Origin of the sequence: Bacteroides celer (assembly GCF_002632415.2) — a bacterium.
Taxonomy (GTDB): Bacteria; Bacteroidota; Bacteroidia; order Bacteroidales; family Bacteroidaceae; genus Bacteroides.
On the sequence record NZ_CP178209.1, the window covers coordinates 318072 to 331996 of the forward strand.

6 protein-coding genes are annotated in these 13925 nt (G+C 42.9%); all 6 read left to right on the forward strand.

Annotated elements, in window-relative coordinates; genetic code table 11:
• Positions 1 to 3174 (forward strand): SusC/RagA family TonB-linked outer membrane protein, encoded by a 3174-nt coding sequence (locus CJF29_RS00990; RefSeq protein ID WP_099146862.1) that lies wholly within the window; start codon positions 1 to 3, stop codon positions 3172 to 3174.
• 23 nt (positions 3175 to 3197) lie between these two features.
• The gene (locus CJF29_RS00995) at positions 3198 to 4826 is read left to right on the forward strand and encodes a RagB/SusD family nutrient uptake outer membrane protein (protein WP_074556551.1); all 1629 of its coding nucleotides are present in this window, start codon (positions 3198 to 3200) and stop codon (positions 4824 to 4826) included.
• A gap of 13 nt (positions 4827 to 4839) precedes the next feature.
• Positions 4840 to 6306 carry a glycan-binding surface protein gene (locus CJF29_RS01000; protein WP_074556550.1) on the forward strand — a complete coding sequence of 489 codons (1467 nt, stop codon included), beginning with the start codon at positions 4840 to 4842 and terminating at the stop codon, positions 6304 to 6306.
• Between the two features lie 65 nt (positions 6307 to 6371).
• Positions 6372 to 7865: a glycoside hydrolase family 43 protein gene (locus CJF29_RS01005; protein ID WP_099146863.1), complete on the forward strand. Its 1494-nt coding sequence runs from the start codon at positions 6372 to 6374 to the stop codon at positions 7863 to 7865.
• Between the two features lie 53 nt (positions 7866 to 7918).
• Positions 7919 to 9682, forward strand: a complete 1764-nt coding sequence (locus CJF29_RS01010; RefSeq protein ID WP_099146867.1) for a glycoside hydrolase family 9 protein — start codon at positions 7919 to 7921, stop codon at positions 9680 to 9682.
• Between the two features lie 64 nt (positions 9683 to 9746).
• A complete protein-coding gene (locus CJF29_RS01015; RefSeq protein WP_074556548.1) occupies positions 9747 to 13787 on the forward strand; it encodes a hybrid sensor histidine kinase/response regulator transcription factor in 4041 nt (1346 codons plus the stop codon).
• Positions 13788 to 13925 lie beyond the last annotated feature (138 nt).

Sequence of the window (13925 nt, forward strand, 5' to 3'; positions counted from 1 at the left end):
ATGAATAAACACTTTCTTGGAAAATGTACATTTGTACATTGGTACTGTCTTGCATTGGCAATATTACTTTGGTTGCCGATAACGATATTGAAGGCTGCCCCTTCACAGGACTTAAAGGTGTCCGGAATAGTAACTTCTGCAACTGACGGAGAACCGTTGATTGGGGTAAGCGTACAAGTGAAAGGTACGACGACAGGGACAATTACAGACCTGAACGGTAAGTATACGCTGAATGTATCTACCGGACAGACGCTGGTATTCTCTTACATCGGTTTCATGGAACAGCAAGTGGTGGCAACAAAACCTGTCATTAACATAGTCCTGAAAGAAGACACTAAAACGCTGGATGAGGTGGTAGTTGTCGGCTATGGAACCATGAAACGAAGCGACCTTACGGGTTCGGTTGTTTCCGTGACTGGAGACGAACTGAAAAAGTCTGTTGTTACTTCGTTAGACCAAGCTTTGCAGGGGCGTGCAGCGGGTGTTTCCGTTACACAAAATTCGGGAGCTCCGGGTGGAGGTATCTCTGTGAGTATTCGTGGTATCAACTCTCTGAATGGTAACGAACCTCTATATGTGATTGATGGTGTAGCGATTTCCGGTAATACAGACGGTAACTCCAGTGTATTGTCTTCTATTAATCCATCGGATATCGTTTCCATGGAAATTTTGAAAGATGCTTCGGCCACAGCTATTTATGGTTCGAGAGCCTCTAATGGTGTGGTACTTATTACCACTAATCAGGGGAAAGCTGGTAAAACGAAAGTTTCCTACGAAGGATATTATGGTTTGCAGCAATTGCCGAAACAACAGGATGTGCTGAATCTACGCGAGTATGCGGAGTATCAAAATCTACGCGCTCAAGTACTGGGCTTTGGAGATCGTGAGGAGTTTAAAGATCCCAGTTTATTGGGAGAAGGGACGAACTGGCAGGATGAGATTTTCCGCAATGCTTCCATGCATAATCATCAGATCAACATCTCTGGAGGAAACGAAGGGACTACTTATTCGCTTTCGGGTGGTTATTTAAGTCAGGATGGTATTGGTATCGGTTCTAACTTCGAACGTTTTTCTGCCCGTGTCAATATGGATAATAAGATAACGAACTGGCTTTCTACCGGTTTACGCGCTTCTGTTGCCAAGACACAACAGAACAATACGATTGACAATGGTAATATTATCCGCACAGCAATACAACAGTTACCCGAAGTGCCGGCGAAAAATCCTGACGGTTCGTGGGGAATGCAGTCGGAAAACATGTACGGTACTTATTTTACGAATCCGGTAGCGGAAGCATTGATGCGTGAGAATTATGACAAGGGGCTGCAACTCTATGTAGACTTCTTTGCTGATATTACGCTCTACAAAGGCTTGGTCTTTCGGGCAGAATATGCAGGTAATTACTATTATAACAACAGTTACAAGTATACACCGTCTTATGACTATGGTCTTTATACCCAAGAGTCATTGGGTAGCCGTAGTGCCAGTAACGGTAGTAACTGGACGTTAAAGACTTATCTGACTTATACTAATACTTTTGGTCGACACCAAATTACTGCCATGGCGGGACATGAAGCGCAGGAGAATAATTGGGAGTCACTTTCCGGTACTCGGAGCGACTATTTCCTCAACTCTGTTCACGAACTGGATGCAGGTAGTTCACTCACAGCAAAGAACAGTAGTTCCAAAGGTTCTTCTGCTATCGAATCTTACTTCGGTCGTGTTAATTACGGATTTGATGACCGTTATTTGTTAACACTTACCGTACGTGGTGACGGCTCTTCCACGTTTGCTCCGAAAAACCGTTGGGGTATATTTCCATCGGCAGCTCTTGCTTGGAAGTTGAAAAATGAGAAATTCTTGAAGAACGTCTCTTGGTTGGATAATTTGAAGCTGCGTCTTGGCTGGGGATTGGTTGGTAATCAAGCGGCAGACAACTATGCTTATGGCGTAAAGATGAGAACGGTGGCAACTATTTGGGGAAGCGGATATTATGCGGAGAACTATGGAAACGAAAACTTGAAATGGGAAGAGACTGAAGCATGGAATGCCGGACTAGACATTAATCTTTTTGGTAACCGGGTTGAGCTGATTATCGATGGATATTACAAGAATACTGATAATCTGTTGATGAAAGCATCGCTTCCCTCTTACGTTAACGGTGTTATTTCTTCACCGTGGGTAAATGCGGGTGCCATGACCAATAAAGGTTTGGAATTCACGTTGAATACGGTTAATATCAATAAAAAAGATTTCATGTGGAGATCAGGACTGACTATTTCATTCAACAGGAATGAGATTACAAAACTTTATACGGAAACAGCAGGACTTTCCGGTACTATCAATAGTGAAACTTACACTTACTCGGAAGTAGGACAGCCGATAGGACAGTTCTACGGATATAACGTGATAGGTATGTTTGCAAAAGAAGATGACTTTTACAAACGGGATTCTTATGGCAATTATATCCTCGATAAAAATGGCGAGCGTGCGAAAGTGGCCATTCCAAAAGGAAAAAACATCTCTGAAAGTGAGATATGGGTAGGGGATTATATTTATGAGGATATTGACGACAATGGTGTTATTGATGAGAAAGACCGTACCTATTTAGGTAATCCCGAACCAAAGTTCTCTTACGGTTTTAATAACTCTTTTTCTTATAAAGGCTTTGATCTGAATGTTTTCATCAATGGTGTATACGGTAATAAAGTGGTGAATATGTTGCGTAAAGAATTTACCAATCCGATGAATAACAGTGGCATGCTGAAAGAGGCTGTTAATATTGCCCGTGTGGAACTGATTGATCCGTCACAGCCGGCGACACTTTCCAATGTCTATGTTTCGAATGCCGGTTCTGCACAAGTGCAGCGCATCACTGCTGCCAATGCCAATGATAACAACCGTATGAGCAGCCGCTTTGTGGAAGACGGTTCATATCTTCGTATCAAGAATATTTCGTTAGGTTATACTTTCCCTAAAAAGTGGATAAGTAAGCTCAATATTGATAATCTGCGGGTGTATATGAATATCCAGAATGCATTCACCTTTACAAAGTACAAAGGATATGATCCAGAAGTGGGTGCTTACAATTATGACGTGTTGACGCGTGGTATCGATAATGCCCGTTATCCTTCACAACGGATTTATACTTTCGGACTTAACCTTAGTTTCTAACCAGACAAATAACGAGAACATTTATGAAAAGGAAATTATTAGCAATAGCAACTACCGCACTGCTGCTTGTAGCATGTAGTGACAGTTTTCTGGACAGAGCACCAGAGGGAAGCTATGTAGACGCTACGTTCTATACTTCCGATGAAGCGTTGGAAGCAGCCACTGCTCCACTTTACAATCGGGCATGGTTTGATTACAATCAACGTTCCATAGTTCCTATCGGTAGCGGGCGTGCCAATGATATGTACAGCCCGTGGAACTATCCGCAGTTTGTTACTTTCCAAGTGACAGCATTAGACGAAAATCTATCGGGTGCATGGAGCGGATTTTACTCGGTAGTAACGATGGCTAACTCTGTAATCAATGCGGTAGAGACACAGACACAGGGTAGTGTGAGCGAAGCGGCCAAGACAAAAGCAATTGCGGAAGCCCGGCTGATGCGTGCATGTGCATATTTCTATATGTTGCGTATTTGGGGGCCGGTGATTCTCATAGAAGACAATCAGAAATTAGTTGACAATCCCGTTCGTCCACTCAATCGGGAAGAGGATGTGTTCCAGTTTATTATCAACGACCTGAACTATGCCGTTACTCATCTGCCGGAACAGAACGATAAAGGACGAGCTACGTCGTGGGCAGCAAAAGGAATATTGGCAAAGGTTTATCTGGCTCGTTCGGGATGGAACAACGGTGGTACACGCAATGAAGATGATTTGGAACTTGCCCGCCAATACGCCGGTGATGTTTGCGAAAATAGCGGGCTGGGTCTGATGACAAACTACGAAGATCTATTCAAGTATAAGAATAATAACAATCAGGAATCCCTACTCGCCATGCAGTGGGTGCCATTGGGTGAGTGGTACGAATGTAATACGCTGCTGTCCGATTTGGCATTCTCTACCGAAGTGACGGGGGGTGTCAATTGCTGGAGCAGCTATAATGGAAGTATTGATATGTTGCAGCAGTACGAGCTGGCAGATACGTTGCGCCGGAACGCTACCTTCTTTACTAAAGGTTCTTATTATTCTTACATTGCCATGAAGGATGGAGGCTATACTTATGAGGGCACTGCTTCTCCTATCAAAAAAGGTGTTCCGGGAGGGCCGGATGATGATAATGATGGCAAAGTAAAACAAATGAACTCACCGCTTAATACCTATATCTTGCGTTTGGCAGATGTCTACCTGACATATGCGGAGGCTTGTTTGGGTAACAACTCTGCGTTGAGTGACGGACGCGGACTTTACTTTTTCAATCTGGTACGCGAGCGTGCAAAGGTTAACAAGAAATCTTCCATAACACTGGACGATATTATCCGCGAACGGCGTGTTGAGTTTGGCATGGAGTATTCAAACTGGTATGATATGGTGACTTGGTTCCGCTATTTGCCGGACAAGATGCTCAACTACTTTAATAATCAGTGGCGGGGATACCGGGCAGATGCTATTATCAAGGATGAGGATGGAAAGTTGCATTTCGGGAAATATGATACGGACGGAACTACCTTCCTTGAAGGTCCTGAAAATTACACGGCTCCGGAGTTTACTATCAACATTGAAGCAGAGGATATCTTCTTACCTTATCCGGAGTCTGATGTAATCCAGAATCCATTGCTGAACGAACCACCGGTTCCTTATACGTTTAACGAATAAATCAGACGAACTTATGAAATCAATATATAAGTATACAGATGCGCGGCTACTCTTGTTGTTTTGGCTGTTTCTGCCATTACTCGCGCTTATTTCTTGTCAGAACGACGATGACAGTATTCCTGTGATTCATTATATCCGGGTGACCGACCCTACCCGTGCAGACAGTACTTTCACCGATGTGAGTCCCGGTACGATGATTGTTGTGGTGGGAGAGCATCTGGGCGGTACGCAGAAAATATTTATCAATGATCAGGAGGTAAGTTTCAACCGAAACTATGTGACTTCTACTAATATCATACTGACGGTTCCCAATGAGCTGGAATTGACAGGGCAAAATCCCGAATTGAAAGGTGAAATTCGCTTGGAGACTGATCATGGAATAGCGACCTACAATATGCACGTGCTTTCGCCTGCACCTTACATCACCCGTATTTCCGCGACCTATCCTATTAAGCCGGGAGATCAGATGACTGTGATAGGCGGTAACTTTTACGAGGTACAGGCTGTTTATCTTTCTACAGAACAACCGGCAAAGGATGGAACACGCCCTGTTGACGTTCAGGAGATAACAAACTATGAAGTAAATAACAAATATAGTCAAATTACTCTGACAGCTCCGGCAAATCTGCTTGAAGAGGGATATCTTGTGGTAGAGTGCTATACGAGTAGTGCGGTTACAGAGTTCAAGAAGAATGGTCCGAGACCGGTTGTTACTGCTGTCAGTTCGACAATGCCGGTTGTAGGAAGTACGGTTACTATCACCGGACAGAACTTTATTAAGATATCACGTGTGAATATTAACGGTGAGTTCGACATTCCAGTGGAGGATATCACAACCTCAAACACTTTTGATGAGATTAGTTTTGTATTGCCACAGGCTCCTACCCAGTCCGGTCATATTTCTGTGACTGCGATTGGAGGAACGGTAGAATCTGCAGAAATATTCTATCCTTTAGAAAATGTGATACTGAACTACGATGGAATCGGTAGTCATGTTTGGGGCGATTGCAGTTTTGTAGTAGCAGACGGCTCATCGGCTCCTTATGTTTCTAATGGAACTTGTCTAGGCATTACTGGAACAGTGAGTGCATACAACTATTGGTGGAAACAAAGTTATTCCAACGCTCAATGGGTAGGTACAAGTATCATTCCGGGAAATACACCGATCAGTGACTTGAAATTACAGTTTGAATGTTTTGTGAAAGAAGTCTTTACCGGGCCTGTTTTCCAGATTGCAATGTGCGAAAACTTCGATGCTGCATTAAATGGCTATGTTCCGGTGAGCTCTTTTACAGGAGAAACGGAGACTGGAAAATGGATGCAATGTTCTGTATCTTTATCTTCTGTTGTCGCGGATGCTACATATCAAGAGTTCTTGAACAGGAATTCTGCTCACATAGGTGTATATGCAACAAATCCTGGTGGTAGTGAAGCTACTATAGAAGTTTATTTCGATAACTTCCGTATCGTGAAGAAATAATGATTTAAATGAAGCAGGAGAAGGTAAACGATTCGTTCTACCCTCTCCTGTATTTTTAGTAAACTATGAGAAAGAATATTATTTATTTCGTCGTTTTTTCAATGGCAATAGTGGCAAGTGTGGCATGTCATACACAGGAACTTCAGATGCAGGATAGAATAGCGAATGGTAGTTCTACCCCCGTGATAATCATGCCGGAAGTCTCCCCAAAATTGTTGTCGGGAGATGCCAATCCACTGCTTGATTTTATATTTACTGCAGATCCTACAGCAGTAGAGTACGAAGGAAGACTTTATGTGTATGGCACAAATGATCATCAACAGTATGAAGCAGTAGGAGGGAACGGCAAAAATTCTTACGAATACATTAAATCGTTGGTGATGATGTCTACCAATGATATGGTAAACTGGACGTATCATGGACTGATTCGGACAGATAGTATCGCACCATGGATTAAAGCATCATGGGCGCCTTCTGTCGTGAGTCGTAAAGAAGGCGATGGTAAAACGCATTTCTATCTTTATTTCTCTAATAATGGAGATGGCAGTGCTGTATTGACAGCTACCTCGCCCGTAGGTCCGTGGGAAAGCCCTTTGAACCGCAGTGTGATAGATACACAGTCACCGGGCATCGGAGACTGTAAAGCCGCCTTCGATCCTGGAGCCGTTATCGACGAAGAAGGGACGGGGTGGCTTGCTGTGGGAGGCGGATGCGCACGTATCATACGTTTAGGAAAGGATATGATCAGTATAGACAGTCCGATAGTGCCGATTAATGCACCGCATCATTTCGAAGCCAATGAACTCAACTTTATTAATGGAACTTATGTATATACTTATAATATCGACTGGCAAAACTTTGATGATTGGTCACTACCAACAGAGAAACCGACCATCTGCTGTATGAGTTATATGACAAGTAAAACTCCGCTTGAGAGTGATAGTTGGCAATATCAGCATAATTATATGAAAAATCCCGGTGAATATGGGTTCGAGTTTGGAAACAATCACACGCACCTACACAAATATGGCGGGAAATGGTATGTGTTCTATCACACGATGAGCCTGCAGCGCAGTTTCAATACAACAGGAGGCTTCCGAAATATATGTGTAGACGAGATTGAAATAGACGAGGGAAATGTGAACATACACATGGGAAAACAAACCCTGAAAGGTGTCTCGCAGATAAAAGTACTCAATCCATTTATGCTCCAACAAGCTGAAACAACGGCTGCTACACAAGGTGTTAAGTTCTTGAATGGAAAAGATGTAGGCGATATGTATGCAGTGACTGTACCGGGCATGGAAGGTATTTTATCTGTCAGAGGTGTGGAATTCTGTAAGGCTCCCTCACGTCTGGAGGTGCAAGCCGCAGGAGATGGTATCATTGAAGTACACCGTAATACTCCGGATGGAGAAATGATGGCTGCCATTCAGATAAATACCCCCAATATGAAACTCCTGAAAACTAAGATTCAGACACAATTTGAAGGTACAACAGATCTCTGCTTTGTATTGAAAGGGGAAAATATTGTTTTTGACCAATGGCAGTTTAAATGAAACTGTTTACCAAGAGTTTGTTAATAGTGGGACTTTTCATGAACTGAATGTGTATGAAAATAATAAAATATATTGCTCTGTTGGGGATGTTGAGTGGATTGGCGGTTGCATGTACCCCTTCAACAAGTGTGATATCAAACGACGTTGTTCGATTGAATCAGTTGGGCTATTACCCCAATCAGGAGAAAATAGCTGTGATAGACAGCGGAAAGGTTGAAGAGTTTGTAATATTAGATGCTGTTTCCGGCGAACAAGTGTTTGCCGGAAAATCTTTATATACAGCAAAATCTGCATGGTCGGATAAAACAAGAACAACACTGGATTTTAGTGCAATAACAACTCCGGGGGAATATATTCTAAAAGTGAACGGAGCATCGGTTGCTTTTCCTGTAAAGGACAGTGTATTATCTCCTTTGGCTGATGCGGCTTTGAAGTCTTTTTATTATCAACGTACCGCAATACCAATCGAGGAACAGTATGCAGGGCAGTGGAACAGACCGGCCGGACATCCGGATAATCACGTATTAATACATGCTAGTGCTGCTTCTCCCGGCCGTCCTTCGGGAACGATTGTCTCTTCTTCCAAAGGCTGGTATGATGCTGGAGATTATAATAAGTATATTGTGAATTCGGGCTATTCGATAGGTCTGATGCAGTCTATTTATCAGCTGTTTCCGGATTACTTCTCACGGCAAAAGATAAATATTCCGGAGAGCGATAATCACACTCCCGACTTACTGGACGAAATGCATTATAACTTGGATTGGATGTTAACAATGCAAGATCCCGCAGATGGAGGAGTGTATCACAAACTGACCACTCCCTTTTTTGAAGGCTTTGTGAAACCTGTCGATTGTAAACAACAGCGTTATATTGTGCAGAAATCGGTCACTGCTGCCTTAGACTTTGCTGCTGTCATGGCACAGGCTTCCCGTCTGTTTGCCTCTTATGAGAAAGATTATCCGGGATTTTCCAAACGTGCTCTGCTGGCTGCGGAGAAGGCTTATGCTTGGGCGGAAAAACATCCGGAGGACTATTATAATCAGAACCTGCTTAATCAGAAGTTTCAACCGGAGATAGCTACGGGAGAATACGGTGACACACATGCAGACGATGAATTTTTCTGGGCGGCAACCGAACTCTATTTTTCAACCGGAAAAGAGATATACCGGGAAGAAGCAATAAAAAAGGCTCCCAAAGTATACACAGCTCCGGGATGGGGTAACACGTTTGCACTAGGCATATTTGCATGGCTTCAGCCGGACAGAAAATTGAATGAAGCCGATTGTCGTTTTGCCGGTTCATTGAAAACTGAACTTTTGAAATATGCTGATAAAGTAATACAAGGAGCCGAACAGACTCCATTTCATCCCCCTTATGGTAATGATGCCAAAGACTTCTTTTGGGGATGTCTTGCAGAGAAATGTCTTAATCAGGGTGTATCATTGATGTATGCTTATATTCTGACTGACAAAGAAACGTATTTGACTAATGCCTACAGAAATATGGATTATATATTGGGGCGAAACGCGACAGGTTTCTGCTATGTAACGGGACTTGGAACAAAAAGCCCGGAGCATCCGCATCATCGCCTTTCTGCATCGGATGATATAAAGGCTCCTATTCCGGGATTTCTTGTCGGAGGACCTAATCCGGGGCAACAAGACAAGGCATTTTATCCTACGGCCAGTCCGGATGAATCGTATGTGGATACGGAAGATTCTTATGCTTCCAATGAAGTGGCAATTAATTGGAATGCCGCTTTGGTGGCATTATCCTCTTCATTAGATGCGCTTGCTGTTGATTCTGTCAAATAATCCGCAGGCTCTTTTTCTTGGCTGTTTGATAATATTTTATTTCCTTTGTACAAATCTGAAAAACATGATAAGAAAGAGCCTTTTATTGTTAGCTTTACTTTTTACTTCATGGATTGTGCAAGCACAATCCTATTTATTCAAGCATCTGGAAGTGTCGGACGGATTGTCTAATAATTCTGTAAATACTATTTATAAGGATCGTGACGGATTCATGTGGTTTGGCACGACTACCGGATTGAATCGTTATGATGGATATACTTTTAAGGTTTACCAGCATGCCGAGAACGAGCCGGGGTCTTTGCCGGATAATTATATCACTGATATTGTAGAAATGCCTGATGGACGGTTTTGGATAAATACTGCCCGGGGATATGTATTGTTTGACAAGGAACGGGATTGCTTCATCACTGATGTTACCGGATTTATGAAGACTCTCGAATCATGGGGAGTTCCGGAACAGGTTTTTGTAGACCGGGAAGGGAATACCTGGCTTAGTGTGGCAGGTGAGGGATGTTACCGTTACAAGGAAGGCGGAAAAAGACTTTTCTTCTCGTACATGGAACATTCGTTACCAGAATATGGAGTAACACAAATGGCAGAATGTAGTGACGGGATCTTGTTGATTTATAATACAGGACTACTTGTTTGCCTGGATCGTTCCACATTAGCAGTAAAATGGCAGTCTGATGAAATCAAAAAATATATTCCGGAAGGGAAGAAGATAGAGCTTTCGCTCTTTGTAGACAGAGACAATTGTATCTGGGCATATAGTCTTATGGGAATCTGGGTGTATGACTGCGGAACAAAAAGTTGGCGGACAGACTTGACTGGTATTTGGTCGTCACGTCCGGACGTAATCATTCATACGGTGGCACAGGATATAGAAGGCAGAATCTGGGTTGGAAAGGATTATGACGGTATAGATGTGCTTGAGAAAGAAACTGGAAAAGTGACTTCTCTTGTTGCCCATGATGACAATGGACGGAGTTTGCCTCATAATACAATTTATGACTTATATGCTGATAGAGATGGTATCATGTGGGTGGGAACTTATAAGAAAGGAGTATCTTATTATAGTGAAAGTATCTTTAAGTTCAATATGTATGAATGGGGAGATATTACCTGCATAGAGCAGGCAGATGAAAATAAATTGTGGCTGGGAACGAATGACCATGGGATTCTTTTGTGGAACCGTTCAACAGGAAAGGCGGAACCTTTCTGGAGAGATGCCGAAGGACAGTTGCCGAATCCGGTTGTGTCTATGCTAAAGTCAAAAGACGGCAAATTATGGGTCGGAACATTTAATGGAGGGCTGTATTGTATGAATGGTTCCCAGGTACGTTCTTATAAGGAGGGTGCCGGAAATGCTCTGGCAAGTAATAATGTCTGGGCATTGGTGGAAGATGATAAGGGGAGAATCTGGATTGCTTCCTTAGGAGGTGGTTTACAATGTTTGGAACCGTTGTCCGGTACTTTTGAGACTTATACGAGTAATAACTCGGCTCTGCTGGAAAATAATGTTACCTCTTTGTGTTGGGGAGATGATAATACATTGTTTTTTGGAACTGCCAGTCAGGGAGTAGGCATGATGGATATGCGTACTCGTGAAATAAAAAAAGTTCAAGGTCAGAGCGGTAGCATGAAAATGTCGAACGATGCGGTTAATCATGTGTACAAGGATAGCCGGGGACTGATATGGATTGCTACACGTGAGGGATTGAACGTATATGATGTAAGACGCCATCTGTTTCTTGATTTATCTCCTGTTGCAGAGGCCAAAGGAAGTTTTATTGCTGCGATTACGGAAGATCAGGAGCGTAATATGTGGGTATCGACCAGTAGGAAGGTAATCCGGGTGACAGTAGCTTCTGACGGAAAAGGGAGTTACCTTTTTGATTCCAGGGCTTATAATAGTGAGGATGGATTGCAGAATTGTGATTTTAACCAGCGTTCTATCAAAACCTTGCACAATGGAATTATTGCCATTGGAGGTTTATATGGGGTCAATGTTTTTGCTCCGGATCATATACGCTATAATAAAATGCTGCCTACTGTGATGTTTACAGGTCTTTCGCTGTTTGATGAGCCGATAAAGGTGGGACAGTCGTATGGTGGAAGAGTGTTGATAGAAAAGGAATTGAACGATGTAGAAAATGTCGAGTTTGATTATAAGCAGAACATTTTCAGTGTATCTTTTGCTTCGGATAACTATAATTTACCGGAGAAAACTCAATACATGTATAAGTTGGAAGGGTTTAATAATGACTGGCTAACCTTACCGTTAGGAGTACACAATGTGACTTTTACAAATCTTGCCCCGGGAAAGTATGTTTTGAGAGTGAAAGCGGTAAATAGTGACGGTTATGTCGGCGTGAAGGAAGCGACGCTGGGTATTGTAGTCAATCCTCCTTTCTGGATGTCATGGTGGGCCTATTTGTTGTATGCCATCGGTTTGGTGGTCGTGCTTTTTCTGGCACGCTACCGGATGTTGAAACGTGAACGTGAGAAGTTTCATCTTCAGCAGATAGAAAGCGAGGTGGCGAAGAACGAAGAAATCAATAATATGAAATTCCGTTTCTTCACGAACGTCAGCCATGAATTGCGTACACCACTTACATTGATTATTTCTCCTTTGGAGGGTATGCTGAAAGAAACAACCGATGAATTGCAAAGTACACGTTTGCAGTTGATGCATCGCAATGCGCAGCGGTTGTTGCACTTGGTCAATCAACTGCTCGATTTCCGTAAAGGGGAGATGAGCACTCATCAGTTGTCTCTGTCGGAAGGAGATATTATCTCGTATGTGCATAGTGTTTGCAACTCTTTCCTGTTGATGGCGGATAAGAAACATATTCAGTTCTCTTTTTTCTCGGGGATAGATACATTCTCGATGGCTTTTGATGCTGACAAGGTGGGAAAGATTGTCATGAATCTGCTTTCCAATGCCTTTAAGTTTACTCCCGAAGGAGGACGGGTGACGGTGATGATAGAGCATGTGGCAGGAACTCCTGATATGCTGGAGATCAAGATTGCTGATACTGGAATAGGAATTAGTGAGGTGGATAAGGAACATATCTTCGAACGTTTCTATCAGGCGGGTCATAAAGGGGTAGAGGAAACTACCGGAAATGGTATCGGCTTGAGTTTGGTACGTGACTTTGTAACTCTGCATGAAGGAGAAGTGAAGGTCTTTGATAATATAGGAACAGGCTCCGTTTTCGTTATTCAGTTTCCGGTAAAGCATGTGGAGACACAGGTGCAATTGCCGCCAGAGACAGGTATACCGGCCGGGGAGGAAGAAGATAAGGAGATAAAAGAGGAAACCAGAGAGGAAACGGAACGTAAGGATTTCCCATTGTTGCTGATAGTAGATGATAATGAAGACTTCCGTATCTTTATGCGTTATAGTCTGGAATTGCAGTATCGTGTCAAACTGGCTGTGAATGGTAACGAAGCATGGGAGATGATGCAGGAAGAATTACCCGATCTGGTTATCAGTGATGTGATGATGCCTCAAATGGATGGTAATGAGTTGTGCCGTCTGATTAAGCAGGATAAGCGCACAGCGCATATCCCTGTGATTTTGCTGACAGCACGGCAGAATACCGAAGCGAAGCTGGAAGGATTGCAGACAGGAGCGGACGATTATGTAACGAAGCCGTTCAATATGACTATTCTTGTATTGCGTATCCGTAAACTGATAGAATTAAGCCGCTATCATCGTGTTACCCAGGGAATGATTGACCCTGCTCCCAGTGAGATTGTGATTACTTCATTGGATGAGAAATTGATAGAGAAAGCAATCAAGTATGTGGAAGATAATATGTCGCGTACCGAACTCTCGGTAGAGGAGCTTAGCCGGGAACTGGGTATGAGCCGTGTGCATCTGTATAAGAAATTACTCCAGATCACAGGAAAGACACCGATTGAGTTTATCCGCGTGATCCGTTTGAAACGGGCAGCGCAATTATTGCGTGAAAGCCAGCTTCATGTATCTGAGGTAGCCTTCGAAGTAGGCTTTAATAACCCTAAATATTTCAGTCGTTATTTCAAGGATGAATTTGGTGTTTTGCCCTCTGTTTACCAGGAAAAAGAAGGGAAATAACAAATGATACCTCTGAAAAAAACATATCGTCCGGTCACTGTTTAAAAGTTCCCCTTCTATAAAACATTAGAAGGGGAACTTTTCATTTATAGTACTTACTTTTGCGATATGAGAAAATATATTGTTGAACCCTAAAGG